Raw genomic sequence first — 21,742 nt, 5'->3', positions numbered from 1 at the left:
GAACCAGCACGGGGAGGGCCTCGGCACGGTCGCCGAGGCCCTCGCAGTTTCTATGGAACGCACCTGGAACGTAACGGCGGCGGCGTCCCGTCTGTTCGCCTGTCTCGGCGGCGTGCTGCTGCTGGTGGCGGCAGTGCTGGTGTCGGCCGAGGTCCTGTCGCGCAAGCTGCTGACGGTGGTCTATTCGGGCTCCGACGAAATGGCGGCATACCTTTTCGCCGTCGGCACGAGCTGGTCGCTGGCCTACGTTCTCGTAACCCGGGGGCACGTGCGAATCGACGCGCTCTACGGGAGGTTCTCGCCGCGAGTGCGGGCGATCCTCGACGTCGTCTCGATGGCCACGCTCGGGCTGGTGGTCGTGGCGATGTTCGACCGCGCCTTCGATCTCACCTTCTCGAACTATATCGAGTGGAACCGCTCCAACACCCCGCTGCGCACGCCTCTGTCGCTGCCGCAGATCCCCTGGGTGTTCGGGATCGCACTGTTCCTCTTCTCGATCGCGATCGCGCTGCTGCGCACGCTGCTGGCGCTCGGTCGCGGCGACTACCTCACGGCCGCGCGCACGGCCGGTGTGTCGTCGCAGGACGAGGAGATCGAGGCCGAACTCGCCAATCTCGGCATCGCCTACGGCCGTCGGCGACCCACCGACAGGACGGAGACCTAGATCGCATGCTCGTCACGGCGCTCGCGATGCTGGTCGTCCTGCTCGCCATCAGCGTGCCCATCGCCGCGGCGATGGGCGTGCTCGGGCTCGCGCTGAACCAGTTCTATTCGTCGATGCCGCTTTATCTCGCGATGGGCGAGATCCTTTGGAACTCGAGCTCGGAATACATTCTGATCGCCATTCCGCTCTTCGTCATGCTGGGCGAGATCCTGCTGCGTTCGGGCATTGCCGAGCGGGTCTATGCGGCGATGGCGCAATGGCTGTCCTGGCTGCCTGGCGGCCTGATGCACGCCAACATCGGCACCTGCGCCATGTTCGCGGCGACCTCCGGGTCAAGCGTCGCGACGGCCGCGACGGTCGGCGTGGTGGCGCTGCCGCAGATCAAGCGGCGCGGCTACGACGAGCGTCTGTTCCTCGGCACCCTGGCGGCCGGCGGGACGCTCGGCATCCTGGTGCCGCCGTCGATCAACTTCATCCTCTACGGCCTGCTGACCAACAGCTCGGTGCCGCGGCTCTATCTCGCGGGGATGTTGCCGGGCGTCATCCTGGCCGGGCTTTTCATGCTGTTCATCCTGATCAGTTGCCTCATCGTGCCGGCCAAGGGCGGCTCGCCGATGGAGACGTCCTGGGCGCGAAGATTGCTGGCGCTCAAGGATCTGATCGCGCCGTTGCTGATCTTCCTGGTCGTCGTCGGCTCGATCTACGCCGGCTGGGCGACGCCCACCGAAGCCGCCTCGCTCGGCGTGATCGCCGCCCTCGTCCTGTCGGCCGTCGAACGGCGGCTCACCTGGACGATGCTGCGAGCGGTGTTCGAAGGAACGATGCGTACGACGGCGATGATCATGCTGATCATCCTGGCCGCGCAGTTCCTGAATTTCGTGCTGGCTTCGATCGGCTTCACCGACGGCATGGGCAAGCTGATCGAGGGACTGGGTCTCGGCCAGTACGGCACGCTGCTGCTCATCATCGTCTTCTACCTGGTGCTCGGCTGCTTCATGGAAACGATCTCCATGATGATCCTGACGACGCCCTTCATCTTCCCCATCGTGGTCGGCCTGGGTTGGGACCCGATCTGGTGGGGCATCGTGCTGACCGTGCTGATCGAGGCGGCGCTGATCACCCCACCCGTCGGTCTCAACCTCTACGTCGTGCAGGGCATGCGCGAGCGCGGGCCGATCGCCGACGTGATCTGGGGCGCACTGCCCTTCGTCGTCTCGATGATGATCCTGATCGGCATGCTGATGGCATGGCCGGAGATCGCCCTGTTCCTGCCCAAGCTCATCATGGGCTGAAGGGCGGGCGAGCCGCCCCGGGACGGCCGGACGGCTCGCCCGCGTCGATCAGCCGTCGATCGGCAGGCCGAGTGCGGTGCGGCCGGCGAGCTGGCGCTGTTGGCTGCCCTGCAACGGATGGAAGCGCGCGCCCTGCGCGTCACGGAACAGCCGCTCCAGGCCGAGCTTGCGGAAGTAGGCGGCACCGCCGGCCGCTTCCATCGCCAGCTCGACCGTCTTGAGGACGCCGCGCGCGACGAGCGCACGATGCACGAAGATCTCACTGGTGGTCTCGGGGCCGGGCTGGGCAATTTCGGAGAACGCCACCATGCTGTCGTGGGCGATGCGCGTCGCCACCCACTCGTTGTGCAGCTCGCCGACCGTTTCGACCGGCGCCGAGGCAGCGCGTGTGGCCGCCGCCGCGACCGCGATCTGGCAGGCCGCCTCGGCCACGCCGGTGTAGACGGCGTAGACCAGCGGAAAGGCCACCATCGAGACCATGTGCATCATCGGATGCCACTTGCCCGACGGGCGCCGCCCCGCGATCGCCTGGTCGGCAACAAAGACGTCCTTCAGGATCACGTCGTGCGAGGCACTGCCGCGCATGCCCATCGTGTCCCAGGTATCGACGACCTCGATTCCCGGCGCTGTCATCGGCAGGCCGAACTGCAGCACCGTCGGCCCCTCCGGCGTCTGCTCGACGGCGCCGGTCATGAAGAGGTCGGCCGACGGCGCGCCCGACGCGAAGATCTTGCGGCCGTTCACCCGGTAGCCGCCGTCGACGCGAATCGCCTCGCCCGAACCGGTCAGCCAGTCGGAGCCGCCGGACGACAGGAGCTGGATCCGCTCGGCCGCGACGCGCTTCAGCAAACCGTCGGTCGGCGCCTTTTGGTTCTTCCAGCGCCAGGCGGCGAGTGCCACCGGATGGGTGTGCATGGCGAAGGCGAGGGCGGTCGCGCTGCAATGCCCGGCTATGCCGCGCAGCATCTCGGCGAGCTCGACGCGCGACAGGCCCCAGCCGCCGAGCTCGGCGGGCACACCCGCGGCGAGGAAGCCGCGCTCGCGCAACAGCGCAAGATTGTCGCCGACGAACTTGTTGGCCGCGTCGGCGCGAATCTCCTCCTGCTTCAGTCGGTCTGCGATGTCGGCGAGTTCGGCTTTCCAGACGGGAACGGTCGACGTGGGTTTCCTTAGGACGATGGCGGACATGATTGCGTACTCTCTATGCTATAGGCGTCCCATCCGCGGCGAGGTATCGCCCGCCCCACCCACGGACGACAATGACTGGAACGCCGGATTCCTTTGCCGATACGCCGGACGTGTTGGCGGAAATGCTTCGCGCCGTGCGGTTGACGGGGGCGGTGTTCTTCAACGCGACCTTCTCGGCGCCCTTCGGCGTGCTGTCGCCGCGGCGCTTCGATCCCGGCCTGCCCATGGCGCACCTCCGCCACATCAGTGTGTTCCACATGGTCGTGTCGGGCGGGTGCACCTTCGAGGCGGCGAGCGGCCGTCGCCGCGGCGTCACAGCGGGCGATCTGCTGTTGATCCCGTTCGCCGATCAGCACAAGTTCTGGAATGGCGACGGCGTCGACATGGCGCCAGTGCCGAGCTTCCTGCAGCCGGGGCCGATCGAGGGCATGTGGGCGGCGCGCCACGGCGGCGGTGGCGAGCAGACGCGGATGCTCTGCGGCTTCCTCGAATCGTCGGAGTTCCTCGGCATGCCGCTGTTCCGCGGCCTGCCGGAGTTGCTGGTTGCCCGTGTCGGCGACGGCAAGATCGGTGAATTGATGGCATCGACCGTTCGCCAGGTCATGGCGCTGGTCGAGCAGGGCTCACCCGGCGCTCAGAACATGCTGGGGCGGATGATGGAGCTGCTGTTCGTCGAGATGCTCCGACGCTACGCCGCCGGGCTGCCGGAAGGCAGCAAGGGGTGGTTGGCGGCACTCAATGATCCGGTCGTCGGGCGCGCTCTGCGTCGGGTCCATACCGAACCGGCGCGCAAGTGGACGGCCGACAGTCTCGCGCGCGAGGCGGGCTCGTCACGGACCGTGCTGGCCGAACGGTTCAACGCTCTGCTCGGCCAGCCACCGATCGAGTACGTGACGGTCTGGCGGATCCAACTCGCGGCCGAGCGCCTGCGCAACGGCCGTGACAGCGTCGCCGCCATCGCCGACGATGTCGGCTACGAATCGGAGGCTGCCTTTGCGCGGGCGTTCAAGCGCGTGACGGGCCTTACGCCCGGCCAGTGGCGCAGCGGCGCCGGTGACAGCCCCGAACTGATGCCGCTGCAGTTCAGGCGGCCACTGATCCCGGATCCTGCCTAGACGGGCATGGTCCTCTTCTGGTGAACGCGGCCGACGCGCGCCGTTTCGGGATTATGCCCGGCGATGACCCGCACGCCCTCGTCGAGGGCGGCGGCGATCGAGGCGGGCGTCTGCCCCTCGAGGAAGGCCAGCTCGTTCTTGCGGCAGGCAGCGAAGACGCGGGCGCGGGCTACTTCCATTTCCGCGGGGTAGGGGCGGCGCTGCAGGCTCGTGTACCCGAGCGACAGGCCGAGATCGCCTGGACCCAACTCGGCAAACCCCAATCCTGGCGTCGACAAGATATTTTCGCAGTTGGCGACGCCGGGCGGACTCTCGATCTTGACGCCGAGTAGAAGTTCGCCCTCGGGATTAAGCGGCCAAGGCTCGCAGCGGCCAAAATAGTCTTGCTGATCAATGCCCCAGACCGGCGCGGCTGTGGGCTCCGAGCCACGTCCGCGCGAACCGATTCCCAGTTTGTCGCTGCCAGGTTTGTGGTGCGGGAAGCGACAGGCGCGCACGAACTCGCGGACGGCGTCGGCCGACTCGGCCTGGCAAAGCAAGATGCCATGGACGCCGCGTGCGAGGATCTGGCGGAACTGCCAGGCATTGAACTGGACGTCGGGGCCGTCGATGCCGTTGACAGGCGCCTCGACGATGACTGCCGGCGTGCGATGGCCGGACGCCGTCGGCCCGCCATCGACCAGCCCGCGCATGTACTCGGCGAGCCCGGTCATGTCGAAGGCGCCGTGCTCCATGCCGACATTGATGTAGTCGGCCCAGGTTCGCGCGTCCTTGCGGCCCTGCTCGTAGGTCAGCACGTGCCCGGTGTGAGGCCCGTCGTAGTAGATCGCCTGGCCGGCTTCGAGCAGCTCGATGGCGCGGTTGATGCGCTTGGGCATGACGATACCTTCAGTAGCCGGCGCTTCGGTCGACGACTTCCTTGAGCGGCTCGCCGCGCACGAACCGGCCGAGATTGTCGACGAACAGGCGGGCAACGAACCTGTCACGTTGCGGATGCGGACCGCCGATATGCGGCAACACGACGATGCCCGGCGTCTTCCAGAAGGGATGCGCGTCCGGCAAAGGCTCTTGCCGGAAGACATCGAGCAGGGCGCCGGCGATCTTTTTTCCCATGACCGCCGCGATGAGATCGTCGTCCTTGATGGTGTGGCCGCGGCCGAAATTCAGCAGCCAGGCGGACGGCTTCATCTTCGCGAGTCGCGATGCATCGATGAAATTCTCGGTCTGCGGGGTAGCCGGCAGCAACAGCAGCACGAAATCGGACTGGACGAGCAGTTCGTCGCTGCGTTCGGGCGGCAGCATCTGCTCGACGTTTGCGGCGGGCGCCGGCCGCCGCTTGGTGCCGATCACCCGCATGCCGAGGGCGGAGGCGAGGCGCGCGACCTCGAGCCCGATTGCCCCCAGGCCCAGGATGCCGAGCGTTTTCCCGGACAGCGGCTGGGCGACCATGTGGGTCCACCTGGCCTGTTTCTGGCTCTCGGCGGCTGCGGCATAGGGCTTGGCGACGTAGAGCAGCGCGCCGAGGATATTCTCCGGCATCGACTCGGCGTGGGTGCCGCGCGCGCAGGTGAGGGTGAGGGCGGCTGGCAGGTCGGGCAGGGCGAGCCAGCCTTCGACACCGGCGCTCATCGCCTGCACCCAGCGCAGCCGCTTCATGCTCGGCAGCAGGCCGGGAGGCACGCCGCCGGCCATCAGTGCCTCGGTGTTGGCGAGCTGTTCGGGCGAAGGTTTGTCCTTGCGCGCCAACAGGTCGACCTTCACCAGGTCGGCGAGGCCGGCCTGCCTGATCGCGTCGAGATAGGTCGCGGTCGAATCGGTCCAGAGCAGCACGTTCACACGATTGGTCACGCCGGAAACTCCTGGTGAAGTCGGGGGACTGGTAGCCTAGCGTCTTTGAGGTCGACGCGGTACTTTCGCGCCCGTGAAGGGAGTACCCAATGGATCTGACGTTCGGCAAGGAAGAGCTCGCGTTCCAGCAGGAAGTCCGCGGCTGGCTGAAGGAGAATCTCACGCCTGAGATCGTCGGCGAGCTGAAGGCCGCGAGAAACGCCTACCTGCCGAAGGAAAGGCTGGTCGACTGGCAGAAGCGGCTGGCGAAGAAGGGCTGGCTCTGCACGGGCTGGCCCAAGGAATTCGGCGGCCCGGGTTTCACCACGACCCAGAAGTACATCTTCGAGATGGAGATGGCGCGCGCCGGCGCTCCCGGTACCTCGCCGTTCGGCCCCAAGATGTGTGCGCCCGTCATCATGAAATATGGCAGCGAGGAGCAGAAACGGCGCCACCTGCCGCCGATGCTGAATTCCGACCTGATCTGGTGCCAGGGTTACTCCGAGCCTGGCTCCGGTTCGGATCTCGCCTCGCTCCGCACCCGCGCGGTCCGCGAGGGCGACCACTACATCGTCAACGGCCAGAAGACCTGGACGACGCTGGCGCAGACAGCGGACTGGATCTTCTGCCTCGTGCGCACCTCGACCGGGGGCAAGCCGCAGGAGGGCATCTCCTTCCTGCTGATCGACATGAAGACGCCCGGCATCAAGGTCGATCCGATCATCACCGCCGATGGCAACCGCGCCGGCACCCAGGAGGTGAACTCGGTGTTCTTCTCCGACGTGAAGGTGCCGGTCGAGAACCGGGTGGGCGAGGAGAACAAGGGCTGGACCTATGCCAAGTACCTGCTCGAGTTCGAGCGCGGCGGCAATCCCTACAGCCCGCGCCTGCGCTCGAGCTTCGACCGCCTCAAGCGGCTCGCCTCGGCGATGCCCGAGGGCGAGGAGTCGATCCTGTCCGACGTCGCCTGGCGCGAGAAGCTCGCGCGCATGGACATCGAGATTTCCGGCCTCGAGATGTTCGAGCAGGAGTTCTACTCGCGCCTCGCCTCGGGCCAGAACCCGGGCGCCATGTCGTCGATGATCAAGCTGCGCGGCACCGAGGTGATGCAGCAGGTCCAGGAGTTCGCCGTCGAGGCGGCGGGCTATTACAGCCAGCCGTTCCCCGAGCAGCGTGCCTGGAATGCCAATGTCGAGCCGATCGGGCCGGAAGGCGTCGACGTTCTGGCGCCGCGCTACTTCAACGGCCGCAAGATGACGATCTACGGTGGCTCGTCCGAGGTGCAACGCGGCATCATGGCCAAGGCGATCCTGGGGCTTTAGGAAAGACAGCAATGGATCTGGCGTTCAACGCGGAAGAGCTCGCATTCCAGAAGGAAGTGCGCGACTGGATCACGGCCAACATCCCGCCCGAGGTGGCGGAGGAGAGCCGGCGCAGCCGCTCGAGCCACGTCTCCAAGGAGCGGCTGCTGCAGTGGCAGAAGAAGCTCGCGAGCAAGGGCTGGCTCTGCCCAAACTGGCCGAAGGAATATGGCGGAACGGGCTGGAACTCGACGCAGAAGTTCATCTTCGAGATGGAGATGGCGCGCGCCGATTCGCCCTATCTCTCGTCCTTCAGCATCAAGATGGTGGCCCCGGTCCTGATGAAGTACGGCAGCGAGGCCCAAAAGAAGCGCTTCCTGCCCAAGATCGCCGCCGCCGAGGAGCTGTGGTGCCAGGGCTACAGCGAGCCTGGATCGGGCTCCGACCTCGCGTCGCTGCGCACCCGTGCGGTGCGTGACGGCGACCACTATGTCGTCAATGGCCAGAAGATCTGGACCACCAACGCCCATTGGGCCGACTGGATGTTCTGCCTGGTGCGCACATCGAGCGAGGGCAAGCAGCAAGAGGGCATCTCGTTCCTGCTGATCGACATGAAAACGCCCGGCATCAAGGTCGACCCGATCTACCTGGTCGACGGTACGCGCACGCCCATGCGCCACGAGGTCAATCAGGTCTTCTTCAGCGACGTGAAGGTGCCGGTCGAGAATCGCGTCGGCGAGGAGAACAAGGGCTGGACCTACGCCAAGTACCTGCTCGAGTTCGAGCGCGGCGGCCAGGCCTTCGGACCGCGTCTGCGCAAGGCGTTCCGCCATCTGCAGACCCTGTCGAAGAGCCAGCTCGCTTCGGGCGAGCCGCTGTCGGCCGATCCCAAGTGGCGCGAGAAGATGGCGGCGCTGGAGATGGAGATCGATGCCGTCGAGATGAACGAGCTGATGTTCTATTCGAGCCTGAAGACCGGCGATGCGCCGGGCAGCATGGCCTCGATCATCAAGATGCGCGGCACCGAAGTCGGCCAGAAGGTCACCGAGCTCGCGGTCGAGGCGGTGGGCTGGTACGGCGTGCCCTTCACCGAGCTCAGGAACTACGACAGCAACGTGGTGCCGGTCGGTGGCGAGTACGAGGACGACGCCTCGCCGCGCTACTTCAACCAGCGCAAGACCACGATCTACGGCGGTTCCTCTGAAGTGCAAAGGAACGTGCTCGCCAAGGCGATGCTGGGACTCTAGCCGTGGAGTACCGCAATCTCGGCCGCAGCGGGCTCAAAGTCTCCGAGATCTGTCTCGGCACGATGACGTTCGGCAACGGTGCCGATCAGGGCGAGGCGACGCGCATGGTGAGCGCGGCCTTCGATGCGGGCGTCAATTTCTTCGACACCGCCAACTCTTATGTCGGCGGCGTGTCGGAGACGATGCTGGGCGAGGCACTGAAGGGCCGTCGGCACGACGCCATCGTCGCCTCCAAGGTCTTCAATCCGATGGGACCGCGTCCGAACGATTCGGGCATGTCGCGGCTGCATATCAAGCAGCAGGCCGAGGCGATCCTGAAGCGCCTGCAGACCGACTATCTCGATCTCTATTTCATTCATCACGTCGACACCCAGACCCCGCTCGACGAGATGCTGCGCGCCTTCGACGATCTCGTGCGCGAGGGCAAGGTGCTCTACACCGGCTGCTCGAACTACGAGGCGTGGCGCCTGATGGAGGCGCTGTGGACCAGCGACAGCAAGGGCTGGACCCGCTTCGACGCCTACCAGCCGCAATACAGTCTGGTCGTGCGCGACATCGACGAAGAGATCGTGCCGGCCTGCGAGCTCAAGGGGCTGGGCATCGTCGCCTGGTCGCCGCTCGCCTCGGGCTATCTGGCGGGCAAGTACACACCGGGCAGCCTCGAGGTACAGGGCACGCGCTCGTCGGAGGGCTGGGGCTTCCAGAGCCGCTTCTTCGCGTCGAACCACGCCGAGATCCTGCAGACGCTGCTCGATGCGGCGAAAGCGATCGGCCGGTCGCCGGCCCAGACCGCGTTGCGCTGGGTGATGGATCAGCCCTTCATCGCCTCGGCCATTGTCGGCGCGCGCAACACCCCGCAGCTTTCGGAGACCCTCCAGGCCGGCGGCTGGCGCCTCCCCGCGGAGATCCTCGAGACCTTGAACAAGGTCTCCGCCCAGCCGCATCGCTATCCGCGCGCCTTCGAGGAGCCGATGGTCGAACGCCGCAGCGCGGCGGTGAAGATGCCGGGGACAGGCAAGGGCTAGCCCGGGCCGGCCGGGAGCGCCGGATTCGCGCGTTCGGCTTCGCGTGGAAAGGGCCTCCGTCAGCCGTGCATGGTGAGGCCGCCCGACACGCTCAGGGTCTGGCCGGTGATGAAGCCGGCGTCGTCGCTCGCGAGGAAGCAGACGGCACCGGGAATGTCCTCGGGCTGGCCGACGCGCTTCATGGGGATGGCGCCGACCAGCGCGGCACGGACTTTCTGGCCGCGCTCGTCGTCACCGGCGACGGCGGCGAGGAGGGGGGTGTCCGTCGGTCCGGGGCAGACCGTGTTGAGCGTGATGCCCTTGCGTGCGACCTCGCGCGCCACCGTCTTGGTGAAGGCGATGATGCCGCCCTTGCAGGCCGAGTAGACCGCCTCCTGCGAGGAGCCGACACGGCCGGCGTCGGAGGCGATGTTGACTACCCGGCCCTTGCCGCGCGCCACCATGCCCTTCAGCACGAAGTGGCTCATGTTGAGCGGGCCGCGCAGGTTGATGGCGATGACCTGGTCCCACAGGTCGGGCGTGGTGTCGACGAAATTGACGAACTTGTCCCAGCCGGCGTTGTTCACCAGCACGTCGGTCGGGCCGACCTCGCGCTCGAAGCGGGCGACCTCCCGACCGACGGCGTCGTAGTCCGTGATGTCGACGCCCGAGACGAAGCCCGCGATCTCGTCGGCGACCTTCCGCGCTGCGTCGAGGTTCTTGTCGAATACGCCGACCCGCGCGCGGTAACCCGCGAAGCGCCGGCAGATGGCGCCGCCGATAGCGCCGCCGCCGCCGGTGACGATGACGTTGCGGCCTTCCAATCCGTGCATGGCCGGGCCCTCAGAGTGGAGAATAGGGGTCGAACTTGGGCTTGCGCTTCTCGAGGTGCGAGGCGAGCCCTTCCTTCACCTCGGGCCCCATGAAACCCAGCATCTCGAGTGCCGTCGAGGCGTCGAACGACGGGCCCATCATGCGCAGCCAGTTGTTGAGCGCGTACTTGGTGAAGCGGATCGAGGTTTGCGCGCCCTCGGCGAGCTTGGTGGCGACCTCGAGGCCCTTGGCTTCGAGCTGCTCGTCCTCGACGCACATCGAGACCAGGCCAATGCGCTCGGCTTCCTCCCCGTCGACTGCTTCGCAGAGCAGCAGATAATACTTCGCCTTCGCCATGCCGCAGAGCAGGGGCCACACGATCACGGCATGGTCGCCGGCGGCGACACCGAGCCGGGTGTGGCCGTCGATGATGCGGGCCTTCTTCGAAGCGATGGAGACGTCGGCCAGGATGCCGGCGACCAGGCCTGCGCCGACCGCGGGGCCACGCATGGTCGAGACGATGGGCTTGGAGCAATTGATGACGTTGTAGACGATGTCGCGCGCCTCCTTCCAGGTGCGAAGCAGCGCGTTGAAGTCCTTCATGTTGTTCTCGATCAGGTCGAAGTCGCCGCCGGCCGAGAACACCTTGCCGCCGGCGCCCTGGATGATCACGCAGTTGACGGTGTCGTCACCGTCGATGTCGCGCCACACATTGACCAGCTCGGTATGCATGATCGCATCCGTGGCGTTGTATTTCTCCGGGCGGTTCATCGTGACGCGCAGCACCTTGGGATGCGGGCGGTCGAATACCAGGCGCTGATACTTCTTCTGCCAGTCGGACATGCGGCTTCCTCCACTGAGGCCACGGTATCGCTTGCAGCATGCCAACTCCAGACGCCGCCTCCCATGTTGACAGTTTTGGCGCGCGGCAGCTAACGTCGTTGTGCTAACCAGCAAACCAACGGCTGCGGGCTCAGCAACGATCGAGCAACGAGACAAGCGCAGCTCTTCAGGGAGGACCTCAATGTCCAATTGCATCGCAATGCGTAGGCGTGCGTTGACGTTTGTCGGCGCTGCGGCCGTGCTCGCAGTCGCCGGCGTGGCCCAGGCTCAGCAGAAGAAGGAAGTGATCTTCACCGCCGGCCCGACTGGTGGCAGCTGGACGCCGCTCGCGGCCGCCGTTTCGCAGGTCATCAACAAGGCCAACGCCGACCTGAACGTGCAGGTCGAGCCGGGCGCGGCGCTAGTCAACATGGAGAAGATGCGCACCGACAAGGCCGATATCGGCTGGTCGATGACGACTGTCATGGCCGAGGCGCGCACCGGGACCGGGCAGTTCGCCGGCAAGCCGACCGACAAGGCACTCTACGTCGCCAACTTCTACCCCAACGTCTGGCAGCTCGTCGTTCCGGCCGACAGCGACATCAAGAGCATCAAGGATCTCAAGGGCAAGCCGGTGGCGCTGCCGGCGCGCGGCAATACCAGCCTCGCCGCGGGCTGGGAGTATCTGCTCAAGGTAAACGGCATGACGCTGAATGACCTCGGGCCGAAGAGCTACGGGCCGGTTTCCTCGAACGCCGATGCCATGAAGAACAGGCAGGCGGTCGCGGCGGGATGGTTCACGGTCGTGCCTGCCTCGTTCGTGCTCGACCTCGGCTCCGCGATGAAGCTGCGCATGATTCCGGTGAGCGCGGCCGAACTCGCCGAGCTGAAGAAGATAAACGCGGGCTTCGTCCAGTTCACGGTGAAGGGCGACACCTACAAGGATCAGGGCATCGCGGCGGACGTGCCGACATTCCAGTCGCCCACGGTTCTGACCGCCTCGTCGGCGACGTCGGCGGACGTCGTCTACAAGATCACCAAGGCAATCGTCGAAGGCCGCAGTGAGTTCGCAAGCGTCGTCAAGGCGATGCAGGGCATCACGCCGGCGGAGATGGCGCAGAACTTCGACATGCCCTACCACCCCGGCGCGGAGCGGTACTACAGGGAAGCAGGACTGCTGAAGAAGTAGCGCGGGCCTGAGTCGTGCGTAAGCTTGCGGGCTATGCAGCCCTGGTAGTCGGCGTGGTGGCGGTCGTGATGTCCGCCTACCACATCTACGCCAGGCTGACGACGCATGCGCCGGATCAGCAGGCGCTGCTGGTCATTACGCTCGGCTTCAGCCTCGTTCTTTCGTTTCTCGCCTGGCCGGGCCGTGCGGGCGAGCACGAGGACCGCATTCCCTGGCTGGATCTCGGACTGGCGGCCTTGTCGCTGGCCTGCGTCGGCTACATGTTCGTCGAATACGACTACATCGTGAATCGCTTTCCGACGGCCCATCCGTTGACCCAGCTCGACATGGTGGTGGGCGTCGTCGGCGTCCTGCTGGTGCTCGAAGCGACGCGCCGCACGATCGGTGTGGCACTGCCCATCGTGGCGATCGTGTTTCTCGTCTACGGCCTCTTCGGCCAGTGGATGGGCGGCTTTCTCTATCATCGCGGCCTCTCCTTCGAACTGACCGTCGACCAATCCTGGTTCACGACCGAGGGCGTCTACGGCGTGCCGTTGGGCGTGGCCAGCACCTATGTCATCCTGTTCATCATCTTCGGCGCGTTCCTTGAGAGATCGGGCGCCGGGCAGTTCTTCATGAACTTCGCCAACGCCATCGCCGGCGGGGCGCGCGGCGGTCCGGGCAAGGTGGCTGTCGTTTCGTCCAGCCTGTTCGGAACGATCTCGGGCTCGGCCGTAGCCAACGTCATGACCACCGGCTGGCTGACGATTCCGCTGATGAAGCGAACCGGCTTCAAGCCCGAAGCGGCAGCGGCCATCGAGGCCGTCGCCTCGACCGGCGGGCAGATCATGCCGCCGATCATGGGCGCCGCGGCCTTCGTCATGGCGGAATTCCTGGGCGCCAGCTACACGCAGATCATGATCGCGGCGGCGATCCCGGCGTTCCTTTACTATGGCGCGCTGTTCGCGGCGATCCACTTCAACGCCGCCCGTGCGGGCCTGAAGGGGCTGGCGCGCCATGAGCTGCCCATTCTGCGCGACATCATGATTGCCCAGGCGCATCTGTTCCTGCCGGTGATCGTTCTTCTGGTCTTGCTCTTCATGGGCTTCACGCCGACCTATGGCGCGATCATCGCGACTGCGGGGCTCGTGGTCATCTCGTGGGTGCGCCCTGCGACCGGGTTGCGCCCGAAGGCCTGTCTCGAGGCGCTGCGAGACGGCGCGATCCACACCGTACCAGTGGCCATGGCCTGCGCCTGCGCCGGCATCGTCATCGGAATTGTGCTGCAGACCGGCCTTGCTCTTCGCTTCACGGCGTTTCTGGTGGACTTCACCCAGGGGTCGCTCATCCCGGCTCTCATCATCACGATGGTGGCCAGCATCATCCTCGGCATGGGCATGCCGACCACGCCGGCCTACATCATGCAGGCGGCGTTGCTGGTTCCCGCCATCGTGAAGCTGGGCGTCGATCCGCTGGCGGCACATATGTTCGCCTTCTACTTCTCGTGCCTGTCGGCGGTGACGCCGCCGGTGGCATTGGCCGTCTACGCCGCGGTCACGATCAGCGGCGGAAGCCTGTGGACCGCGGGCCTGCAAGCGGTGAAGTTCGCGGCGGCCGGATTCATCGTGCCCTACTTCTTCGTCTTCAACCCGTCGCTGCTGTTCATCGGCGCCTGGGAGGACGTGGCGAGGGCTATCGTGACCGGATCCGTCGGCGTCCTGTTCCTGGCCGCCAGCCTCGAAGGCTACTTCATGCGCCGGGCCACCTGGTACGAACGGATACCGATGTTCGTCGGTGCGCTGATGCTGATCCACCCCGATGGCATGACGGACCTCGCGGGAGCGGGCGTGATTTTGATCGGCGTGATCAGCCAGAGATTTCGACGCGGCACCGAGGCCGCGCGGCCGGCGGAGTGACAGCGTGAGCAAGCCTCAGTTGGCGGTCTTGACGATCATCGCCGCCGTTGTCCTCGGTGCCACCGTCGCCTACGGAATCCTCAGGCTCTACGCCTGAGCGCCGATTTCAGCGCCGCGTGTTGCCGGACGTCCAGCTCCCGGCGGAGGCGAAGCGCACGGCTTCTTCCGCCGCGTCGACCAGGGCGCGCGCCTTGAGCACGCTCTCCTGGAACTCGGCCTCGAGGTCGGAATCGGCGACCACGCCGACGCCAGCCTGGACGTACATCACCTCGTCCTTCACCAGCGCCGTGCGCAGCAGGATGCAGGTGTCCATCGAGCCGTTGGCGGCGAAATAGCCGGCGCAGCCGGCGTAGATGCCGCGCCGCACCGGCTCGACCTCTTCAATGATCTCCATGGCCCGGACCTTGGGGGCGCCGGACAGCGTGCCGGCCGGGAAGCCGGCCTTCAGCGCATCGATCGCATCCAACCCCTCCTCGAGCGTGCCCTCGACATGGCTGCTGATGTGCTGGAGGCGGCTGTACTTCTCGATGGTGAACTGTTCGACCACCCGCACCGAGCCGATCTTGGCCACTCGGCCGACGTCGTTGCGCGCCAGGTCGAGCAGCATCAGATGCTCGGCGTGCTCCTTGGGATCGGCGAGCAGCTTGTCGGCCAGAAGCTTGTCCTCCTCCGGGGTGGCGCCGCGTCGGATCGTGCCAGCGAGAGGACGAATGGTGACCGTGTTGTCGCGCAAGCGCACCAGGATCTCGGGGCTCGATCCCACGATCGTGAAATCGCCGTAGTCGAAGAAGATCAGGAAGGGCGACGGGTTGATCCGGCGCAGCGAGCGATAGAGTGCGAGCGGCGGCAGCTTGAAGGGCAGCGAGAAGCGCTGCGAGGGTACGATCTGGAAGGCGTCGCCGGCGCGTATGTACTCCTTGCACACCGAGACCATGTCCTTGAACTGCTGCTTGGTCATGTTCGCCCGGGGCGGCGGCAGCTCCTGGAGGGCGTCGGCGTTCTCGCGCTGGAAGGGCAGGGCTCGCTCGAAGTCGGAGACCGCATCGGCGAGACGCTCCTGCGCGGCCTCGTAGGCGGCGCGGGCACCGGTCCCGTCCTGGGGCCACACCGGCGTGACCAGCGTCACCTGGTCCTCGAGCCGGTCGAAGATGCAGATCAGCGTCGGCCGCACCATGATCGCGTCCGGAAGGCCGATCGGGTCGGGGTTCTTGTCCGGCAGCCGCTCCATGTCGCGGACCATGTCGTAGCCGAGAAATCCGAACAGGCCGGACGCCATCGGCGGCAGGCCCTTCGGCAGTTCCATCTGGCATTCGCGGACCAGAGCGCGCAGCGTTTCGAGCGGCCGGCCGTCGAGCGGTTCGAACGCATGGCCGTCGGTTCGGGCCCTGCGGTTGATCTCCGCCCGGCCCTTGGCGCAGCGCCAGATCACATCGGGCTTGAAGCCGATGATGGAATAGCGCCCCCGTACCGAGCCGCCCTCGACCGATTCCAGGAGAAACGAATTGGCACGCCCGTCGGCGAGCTTGAGATAGGCCGAGACCGGTGTCTCGAGGTCAGCCACCAGCTTGGTCCAGACGAGCTGCGGCTTGAGCGCGTCGTACGTAGCCGAAAAGACGTCGAATTCGGGAAGGATCGTCATGGTTACGGCGTGGGCTGTTCCGGCGAGCTGAAAGCGGCGGCGAAGGCCGCTTCGTCGAGCGACACGCCGTACTTCAGGCGCAGCGCCGTCAGGAGCTGGGTGACGAGGTCGGTGGCGATCATCGAGTCGAGCTGCGTCGCGAAGCGGCCGAGAGCCTCGGTCTCCTTGGCCAGATCGGCGGAATCGATCGCCTTGGTGCGCACGATCACGCTGCCCTCGGTGCTGCGCACGGCCTCGGCCTTGCCCGGCGCCAGCTTGAAGAGCGCCTGCGCCGCCTGTTGAGTGAGGTAGTTGCCCGAATCGGATTCGAAACGCGTGACCGGCTTGGTAGTGCGGACTTCCAGCCCGAGTTCCTTCGCTATGGCATCGAGATCGGCGCCTGAATTGGCCTTCTCGACGATGACTTTGACCTTCTCGTCCGCCAGCTTGCGCCGCTCCTGCGCCTGCCAGGCCTCGACGACCTTGGCCTCGACTTCGGATAGAGTGGGGGTGCGGGCCGGGGTGATGCGATCCGTCCGCACGACGAAGTACTCGCCCTGCTGAGTCTCCAGCAGAAGGCTTTCGCTGCTCTCGCGCGTGCCGAAGGCCGCGTGGACCAGCTCGCTTGCCGCGGGGCCGATGACGACCTGGTTGCCCGACGGGTCCTGGCCCTGGGCATCGACATTGTCGTAGGTGCGCACCTTGAGGCCGAGTTCCTGGGCCGATTCGCTCATCGACTGGGTCTTGCTTAGGGAGCGCTCGAAATCGGTCACCAGCTTGATCAGCAAGTCGGGCGTCTGCTGCGCCTTCAACTCGGCTTCCAGCTTGTCCTTGGCTTCCTCGAAGGGGATGACCTTGCCGGGCTCAATCTTGTTCACCCGCACCACGTGCCAGCCCAGCGGCGACTGGATCGGGGCGGGAGCCAATCCTTCGGGCTGGGCGAACACGCCATCGGCGAGCGGACCGGGCGGCAGATCCTTCTTCTCGATGGGGCCGAGATTGATGACGCCGTCGCTGCTGCCCAGCACGTCCTTGGCGGCGTCTTCCAACGACTTCCCGCCTTGGGCGGCGGCAATGAGCTGCTTGGCCTTGTCCTCCGAGTCGGTCATCGCCTGGTCGACGTCGCGCTTCTCGGCGGAGCCGAACTGGCCGGAGCGCGCCTCGTACTCCTGCTTCAGTTGCTCCGGCGTGACCGTCACCTGGTCCTTGACGTCGTCGACCGTCATCAGCACGTAGGAGAAGGCCCGGTATTCCGGTATCTGGAACGCGCTCTTGTTGGCGTCGAAGTACGCGTTGAGCTGGTCGGCCGTTGGCTTGGGTACGTCGACGACGATCGAATCGGGGACATAGACGGTTTCGGCAACCCGCTTCTCGCTCTCCATCTTGAAGATGTCGTCGCGCAGGCTGGTCGGCGCGAGGCCGTCGGTGCGCACGACGCCGAACAGCTGGCTCGAGGCGATCTCGCGCCGTACGTCGGCGACATAGAGTGCCTCGGGAATGCGAGCCTGCCGCAGGCGGTCGCGATAGAGCAGGGGATCGAATGTGCCGCCTGTGCCCTGGAAGGCGGGATTGCGGGCGATCACGGTCCGGACATCGTCGTCGCTGATCGACAGTCCATACTCGCGGATGGCGTTGTCGATGACGGCGCGCTGAATGACGTCTTCGAGCGCACGCAGATGCAGTCCGAAACGCACGGCCTGGACGGGTTCGGGGCGCTGGCCGGTCTGCCGCTGGATCTGCTCGAGTTGCCGGTTGAAGCGGTCACGCACCTCATCGACCGTCACCGAGGTTCCACCGAGCCATCCGTAGAGCGGGATGTGGGTGCCGCCGACATGGGCCACGGTCGCACCGCGGCCGCCCAGGCGCAGCATGTCGCCGATGCCCCAGAAGGCGAAGCTGATGATCAGCATGCCGAAGAGAACCGTAAGGACGATGTAGCGGGCGTATTTCTTGAATTGATTCACGGGGCGGACTTTTGGCAGTCGAAAGAGCGAGGGCGGAATGCCTACCATCGGCGCCCTTTGACCGCAAACGGCCTCGCCGCTAGACAGCCGATGCGAGTTTGGAACGAGGGAACCCATGGCGCGTTCGCGACGGCCTATGATCGCCGGAAACTGGAAGATGAACGGCCTCCGGGAGGAGGCGATCGCCCTCGCCAAGGCGACGGCGGCGGGTGCAAGTGCTGCCGGCTGGAGCGACCGCGACGTCGTCGTTTGCCCTCCCGCACTCTGGCTCGCCGCGGTCGCCGAGGCGGTGACGGGGAGCCGTGTGCTGGTCGGAGGCCAGGATTGCCACGGCAAGGCGACGGGGGCGCACACCGGTGACGTCGCGGCTGAGATGTTGCGCGATGCCGGCGCCAGCCACGTCATTGTCGGACACTCCGAACGTCGCACCGACCACGGCGAAAGCGACGCCATGGTGCGGGCCAAAGCCGAGGCGGCCTGGCGCGCGGGCCTGGTGCCGATCGTCTGCATCGGCGAGACGCTTGGTGAACGCGATGCGGGCAAGACGCTGGCCGTGCTCGAGACCCAGCTTGAGGGCAGCGTGCCGTCGGGCGCGACGGCGGCCCGGCTCGTCGTGGCCTATGAGCCGGTCTGGGCGATCGGAACCGGCAAGACCCCGACGACTCGGGAGGTCGCCGCGGCTCATGCGCACATTCGCAAGGTGCTGGCGACCCTGGTGCCGGATGCGGCCGCCGTCCGCCTCCTCTACGGAGGTTCCGTCAAGGGCAGCAATGCCGCCGAATTGCTGGCGGCCGGCGACGTGGACGGCGCCCTGGTCGGCGGGGCCAGCCTCAAGGCCGACGAGTTTTTGGCTATCGCCAACGCCGCCTGAAACCGCTAGAAGCCCGGCCTCATGGACAGCGTGAGAGGCATCTTGCACGACTGGCAGCCGGTGCTGCTGGTCATTTTCGTGGGCGTCACCGCCGCGATGATCGTCGTCATCCTGCTTCAGCGCAGCGAGGGCGGCGGTCTCGGCATGGGCCGCACCGACGCTCTGTTCTCGGTTCGCGGCCAGACCAACGTCCTGTCGCGCATGACGGCCATCCTGGCCGGCGTGTTTTTCTTCCTGAGCCTCCTGATGGCCTGGAGCGTGAGCCAGCCGACACGGACGAACCGCTCGATCATGGACCAGATGCCGCCAGGATCGACGGCCCCCGGAACGCCGCCGGCGGTTCCGACGCAGCCGGCGGCGCCAACCCGCTAGGAACAATGGGCGAATTGTTCCGTTCCCTTCGCCGATGCGGGTTCGGCGGGGTGATATCCCCATGGCCTGACGTCACCAGATTTAGTAGGCTGTAAGCCCATGACGCGCTTTATTTTTATAACGGGCGGCGTGGTTTCCTCTCTCGGGAAGGGTCTTTCGTCGGCGGCGCTGGGTGCGCTTCTGCAGGCGCGCGGCTATCACGTGCGGCTGCGCAAGCTCGATCCCTATCTCAACGTCGATCCGGGCACGATGAGCCCGTACCAGCACGGCGAGGTCTTCGTCACCGACGACGGCGCCGAGACAGATCTCGACCTCGGCCATTACGAGCGCTTCACCGGGGTCGATGCGCGCCAGAGCGACAACATCACGACCGGGCGCATCTATTCTTCAGTCATCGCCAAGGAGCGCCGCGGCGAATATCTCGGGGCCACGGTGCAGGTGATCCCGCACGTCACCGACGCCATCAAGGACTTCGTGCTGGCCGACACCGACCGGGAGGATTTCGTGCTGGTCGAGGTCGGCGGCACGGTCGGCGACATCGAAAGCCTGCCGTTCCTCGAAGCCATTCGACAGATCGGCAACGAACTCGGGCGCGAACGCACGATGTACATCCATCTCACCTTGTTGCCCTGGGTGCCGACGGCGGGCGAGCTCAAGACCAAGCCGACCCAGCACTCGGTCAAGGAGCTGCTGAGCGTCGGCATCCAGCCCGATCTGCTGGTTTGCCGGTCCGGCGACAAGGAGATCCCCTCGAACGAGCGACGCAAGATCGCGCTGTTCTGCAACGTCAAGCCCGAGCGTGTCGTCGAGGCGCGCGACGTCGACACGATCTACCAGGTGCCGATCGCCTATCACGATCAGGGCTTCGACGCGGAGGTCTGCCGGTATTTCGGGCTGGCGACGGACAAGGAGCCCAACCTCGATCGCTGGCGCGGGGTGGTCCGCTCGGTGCGTGAGCCCGAGGGCAAGGTGACGATCGCCGTGGTCGGCAAGTACACCGTGCTGCTCGATGCCTACAAATCGCTCTCCGAGGCGCTGACGCACGGCGGCTTCGGCTCCAACGTCAAGGTCGCGCTGGAGTGGATCGACAGCGAGATCTTCGAGCGGGACGACGCGGTGGCGCATCTGGAGAACGTCAACGGCATCCTCGTGCCGGGCGGCTTCGGCGAGCGCGGCACCGAGGGCAAGATCCACGCCGTCAAGTTCGCGCGCGAGCGCAACGTGCCGTTCTTCGGCATCTGCTTCGGTATGCAGATGGCCGTGATCGAGGCTGCCCGCAACCTGCTCGGCATGGAAGACGCCTCGTCGAGCGAATTCGGTCCGACGCCCCATGCGGTGGTCGGCCTGATGACTGAATGGATCAGGGGCAACCAGGTGGAAAAGCGCGCGGTGGACGGCGATCTGGGCGGCACGATGCGACTCGGCGCCTATCCCGCCCATCTCAGGCCGGGTACCAAGGTGCACGGGATCTACGGCCAGGACGTGATCAGCGAACGCCATCGCCACCGCTACGAGGTCAACGTCAACTACAAGGACCGGTTGGAGCAGGTCGGCCTGCGCTTCTCCGGCATGTCGCCGGACGGGATCCTGCCCGAGATCGTCGAGATCCCCGACCATCCCTGGTTCATCGGCGTGCAGTACCATCCCGAGCTGAAGTCCCGCCCGTTCGCGCCGCACCCATTGTTCTCGTCGTTCATTGGAGCCGCGAAGGCGCAGAGCCGGTTGGTTTAGCGATGCCCTGCAGGCCGCCCGCGACGGTCGTATTTCGGTCATGTTTTGCCGCTGATAATCGATCATGCTTCGGATCCTCTGGATTGTCCTGACGGCACTCGCGGTTCTTGCCGGCGGGGCGCTGGCGCAGCCGGCGGCGCAGTCGCCCTACGGCAAGGCCGAGCGGCGCGATCCCATTTTTCTGCGCTTTCCCGAGATGGCCGAGCGCTACTGGGTGAACACCGAGACCAACGCGGCGAGCAACAAGGTGGTCGCCATCCCGATGCCGCGACAGTGTGCGTTCCTCTATGCCGACGCCTACACGCGCGGCCAGATGAGCGAACGCGAGGTGCAGGACACCGCCTTGTCGGCCTGTAACCGCAAGCTCGCCGAGCTCGGCCCGCTGGGCGAGAACTACGCCACTGCCTGCCAGTGCAAGGTCGTGATCAGCAACGAAACCTATGTCGTGCCGCGCGAGACGATGCCCGACGAATCCTACGGTCCGGCCTCGATCTTCTATCGCGACGAGCGGGGCAACAACGTCAGGCTGAACGGACAGGCACGTTACGGCGCGCTGATCGGGCGCGATCGATCCGTCACATTCTCGGTGAGCAACGCCCGCGGAGAGCACGTTTGCGACGGCACCTTCACAAACCAGTCGTCGGGCACCGGCGCATTCTCGCTGTCGTGCTTCGGCGGCAAGTTCAGCAGCCGGGGCACCTACCAGAGCAAGGCAGGCGGGCCGAACGACCACATCGTGGCGCGCGGACAGACGGCGAACGGCTCTCCGGTCGTGCTGGTCATCGGACTGCCGTCGCAACTCGCGGCGGGTACCTATGGCGGCCTCTAG

At 66.1% G+C, this 21,742-nt stretch carries 19 protein-coding genes; 12 read left to right on the top strand and 7 right to left on the bottom strand.

Annotated features, from left to right (window positions below; translation table 11 throughout):
* Positions 1 to 52: 52 nt before the first annotated feature.
* Together KIT25_12985 and KIT25_12980 are read left to right on the top strand one after the other, a co-directional pair.
* Positions 53 to 664, top strand: coding sequence for a TRAP transporter small permease (locus KIT25_12985; GenBank protein UYN92996.1), 612 nt, complete (start codon positions 53 to 55; stop codon positions 662 to 664).
* Between the two features lie 5 nt (positions 665 to 669).
* Entirely contained in the window at positions 670 to 1,956 is a 1,287-nt protein-coding gene (locus tag KIT25_12980) for a TRAP transporter large permease (protein UYN92995.1), read from the top strand.
* 48 nt (positions 1,957 to 2,004) lie between these two features.
* Here KIT25_12980 and KIT25_12975 read toward each other — a convergent pair whose 3' ends face one another.
* Complete coding sequence (locus tag KIT25_12975; protein ID UYN92994.1) at positions 2,005 to 3,144, bottom strand: acyl-CoA/acyl-ACP dehydrogenase; 1,140 nt, start codon at positions 3,142 to 3,144, stop codon at positions 2,005 to 2,007.
* A gap of 71 nt (positions 3,145 to 3,215) precedes the next feature.
* Here KIT25_12975 and KIT25_12970 point away from each other — a divergent pair, with 71 nt between their 5' ends.
* A complete protein-coding gene (locus tag KIT25_12970; protein ID UYN92993.1) occupies positions 3,216 to 4,259 on the top strand; it encodes an AraC family transcriptional regulator in 1,044 nt (347 codons plus the stop codon).
* Here KIT25_12970 and KIT25_12965 read toward each other — a convergent pair.
* Both KIT25_12965 and KIT25_12960 read right to left on the bottom strand, forming a co-directional pair.
* Positions 4,256 to 5,137: a hypothetical protein gene (locus KIT25_12965; GenBank protein UYN92992.1), complete on the bottom strand. Its 882-nt coding sequence runs from the start codon at positions 5,135 to 5,137 to the stop codon at positions 4,256 to 4,258. The two genes, KIT25_12970 and KIT25_12965, sit on opposite strands and share 4 nt — an antisense overlap.
* Positions 5,138 to 5,147: 10 nt before the next feature.
* Positions 5,148 to 6,107 carry a D-2-hydroxyacid dehydrogenase gene (locus KIT25_12960; protein ID UYN92991.1) on the bottom strand — a complete coding sequence of 320 codons (960 nt, stop codon included), beginning with the start codon at positions 6,105 to 6,107 and terminating at the stop codon, positions 5,148 to 5,150.
* An 89-nt stretch (positions 6,108 to 6,196) separates the two neighbouring features.
* Between KIT25_12960 and KIT25_12955 the strand changes: the two genes are divergently transcribed.
* Genes KIT25_12955 through KIT25_12945 form a run of 3 tightly spaced genes read left to right on the top strand, consistent with a single transcriptional unit; the run spans position 6,197 to position 9,659 of the window.
* On the top strand, positions 6,197 to 7,408 hold the full coding sequence (locus KIT25_12955) for an acyl-CoA dehydrogenase family protein (GenBank protein UYN92990.1): 1,212 nt from the start codon (positions 6,197 to 6,199) through the stop codon (positions 7,406 to 7,408).
* 11 nt (positions 7,409 to 7,419) lie between these two features.
* Positions 7,420 to 8,634, top strand: coding sequence for an acyl-CoA dehydrogenase family protein (locus tag KIT25_12950; GenBank protein ID UYN92989.1), 1,215 nt, complete (start codon positions 7,420 to 7,422; stop codon positions 8,632 to 8,634).
* Positions 8,635 to 8,636: 2 nt separating this feature from the next.
* Positions 8,637 to 9,659, top strand: coding sequence for an aldo/keto reductase (locus KIT25_12945; GenBank protein UYN92988.1), 1,023 nt, complete (start codon positions 8,637 to 8,639; stop codon positions 9,657 to 9,659).
* A 59-nt stretch (positions 9,660 to 9,718) separates the two neighbouring features.
* Here the strand turns inward: KIT25_12945 and KIT25_12940 are convergent, their stop codons facing one another.
* Positions 9,719 to 10,471, bottom strand: a complete 753-nt coding sequence (locus tag KIT25_12940) for an SDR family oxidoreductase (protein UYN92987.1) — start codon at positions 10,469 to 10,471, stop codon at positions 9,719 to 9,721.
* A gap of 10 nt (positions 10,472 to 10,481) precedes the next feature.
* Entirely contained in the window at positions 10,482 to 11,294 is an 813-nt protein-coding gene (locus KIT25_12935; GenBank protein ID UYN92986.1) for an enoyl-CoA hydratase/isomerase family protein, read from the bottom strand.
* 199 nt (positions 11,295 to 11,493) lie between these two features.
* Between KIT25_12935 and KIT25_12930 the strand changes: the two genes are divergently transcribed.
* Together KIT25_12930 and KIT25_12925 are read left to right on the top strand one after the other, a co-directional pair.
* Positions 11,494 to 12,462, top strand: a complete 969-nt coding sequence (locus tag KIT25_12930; protein ID UYN92985.1) for a TAXI family TRAP transporter solute-binding subunit — start codon at positions 11,494 to 11,496, stop codon at positions 12,460 to 12,462.
* A 68-nt stretch (positions 12,463 to 12,530) separates the two neighbouring features.
* A complete protein-coding gene (locus KIT25_12925; GenBank protein UYN97919.1) occupies positions 12,531 to 14,357 on the top strand; it encodes a TRAP transporter permease in 1,827 nt (608 codons plus the stop codon).
* A 106-nt stretch (positions 14,358 to 14,463) separates the two neighbouring features.
* On the opposite strand, the gene KIT25_12920 is transcribed toward KIT25_12925, so the two are convergent.
* Both KIT25_12920 and KIT25_12915 read right to left on the bottom strand, forming a co-directional pair.
* The gene (locus tag KIT25_12920) at positions 14,464 to 15,996 is read right to left on the bottom strand and encodes an anthranilate synthase component I (protein UYN97772.1); all 1,533 of its coding nucleotides are present in this window, start codon (positions 15,994 to 15,996) and stop codon (positions 14,464 to 14,466) included.
* Between the two features lie 2 nt (positions 15,997 to 15,998).
* Positions 15,999 to 17,939: a SurA N-terminal domain-containing protein gene (locus KIT25_12915; protein ID UYN97771.1), complete on the bottom strand. Its 1,941-nt coding sequence runs from the start codon at positions 17,937 to 17,939 to the stop codon at positions 15,999 to 16,001.
* 115 nt (positions 17,940 to 18,054) lie between these two features.
* Between KIT25_12915 and tpiA the strand changes: the two genes are divergently transcribed.
* The 4 genes from tpiA to KIT25_12895 all read left to right on the top strand — a co-directional run bounded on the left by tpiA (position 18,055) and on the right by KIT25_12895 (position 21,742).
* A complete protein-coding gene (gene tpiA, locus KIT25_12910; protein ID UYN97770.1) occupies positions 18,055 to 18,810 on the top strand; it encodes a triose-phosphate isomerase in 756 nt (251 codons plus the stop codon).
* Positions 18,811 to 18,831: 21 nt separating this feature from the next.
* Positions 18,832 to 19,182, top strand: a complete 351-nt coding sequence (gene secG, locus KIT25_12905) for a preprotein translocase subunit SecG (protein ID UYN97769.1) — start codon at positions 18,832 to 18,834, stop codon at positions 19,180 to 19,182.
* Positions 19,183 to 19,281: 99 nt separating this feature from the next.
* Positions 19,282 to 20,913, top strand: coding sequence for a CTP synthase (locus KIT25_12900; protein ID UYN97768.1), 1,632 nt, complete (start codon positions 19,282 to 19,284; stop codon positions 20,911 to 20,913).
* Between the two features lie 64 nt (positions 20,914 to 20,977).
* A complete protein-coding gene (locus KIT25_12895) occupies positions 20,978 to 21,742 on the top strand; it encodes a hypothetical protein (protein UYN97767.1) in 765 nt (254 codons plus the stop codon).

The sequence above is a fragment of the Enhydrobacter sp. genome, assembly GCA_025808875.1.
GTDB lineage: Bacteria > Pseudomonadota > Alphaproteobacteria > Reyranellales > Reyranellaceae > Reyranella.
The sequence above is the reverse complement of the archived record's forward strand: the minus strand, read 5'-3'. Positions and strand labels throughout refer to the sequence as shown.

Excerpts from the sequence above, each read along its gene's own strand:
- KIT25_12895 (UYN97767.1), top strand. The coding sequence starts at position 20,978 with ATGCTTCGGATCCTCTGGATTGTCCTGACGGCACTCGCGGTTCTTGCC.
- KIT25_12985 (UYN92996.1), top strand. The coding sequence starts at position 53 with ATGGAACGCACCTGGAACGTAACGGCGGCGGCGTCCCGTCTGTTCGCC.
- KIT25_12975 (UYN92994.1), bottom strand. The coding sequence starts at position 3,144 with ATGTCCGCCATCGTCCTAAGGAAACCCACGTCGACCGTTCCCGTCTGG.
- KIT25_12965 (UYN92992.1), bottom strand. The coding sequence starts at position 5,137 with ATGCCCAAGCGCATCAACCGCGCCATCGAGCTGCTCGAAGCCGGCCAG.
- KIT25_12955 (UYN92990.1), top strand. The coding sequence starts at position 6,197 with ATGGATCTGACGTTCGGCAAGGAAGAGCTCGCGTTCCAGCAGGAAGTC.
- secG (UYN97769.1), top strand. The coding sequence starts at position 18,832 with ATGGACAGCGTGAGAGGCATCTTGCACGACTGGCAGCCGGTGCTGCTG.
- KIT25_12925 (UYN97919.1), top strand. The coding sequence starts at position 12,531 with ATGTCCGCCTACCACATCTACGCCAGGCTGACGACGCATGCGCCGGAT.
- KIT25_12935 (UYN92986.1), bottom strand. The coding sequence starts at position 11,294 with ATGTCCGACTGGCAGAAGAAGTATCAGCGCCTGGTATTCGACCGCCCG.
- KIT25_12980 (UYN92995.1), top strand. The coding sequence starts at position 670 with ATGCTCGTCACGGCGCTCGCGATGCTGGTCGTCCTGCTCGCCATCAGC.
- KIT25_12930 (UYN92985.1), top strand. The coding sequence starts at position 11,494 with ATGCGTAGGCGTGCGTTGACGTTTGTCGGCGCTGCGGCCGTGCTCGCA.
- KIT25_12950 (UYN92989.1), top strand. The coding sequence starts at position 7,420 with ATGGATCTGGCGTTCAACGCGGAAGAGCTCGCATTCCAGAAGGAAGTG.
- KIT25_12970 (UYN92993.1), top strand. The coding sequence starts at position 3,216 with ATGACTGGAACGCCGGATTCCTTTGCCGATACGCCGGACGTGTTGGCG.
- tpiA (UYN97770.1), top strand. The coding sequence starts at position 18,055 with ATGGCGCGTTCGCGACGGCCTATGATCGCCGGAAACTGGAAGATGAAC.
- KIT25_12920 (UYN97772.1), bottom strand. The coding sequence starts at position 15,996 with ATGACGATCCTTCCCGAATTCGACGTCTTTTCGGCTACGTACGACGCG.
- KIT25_12900 (UYN97768.1), top strand. The coding sequence starts at position 19,282 with ATGACGCGCTTTATTTTTATAACGGGCGGCGTGGTTTCCTCTCTCGGG.
- KIT25_12940 (UYN92987.1), bottom strand. The coding sequence starts at position 10,471 with ATGCACGGATTGGAAGGCCGCAACGTCATCGTCACCGGCGGCGGCGGC.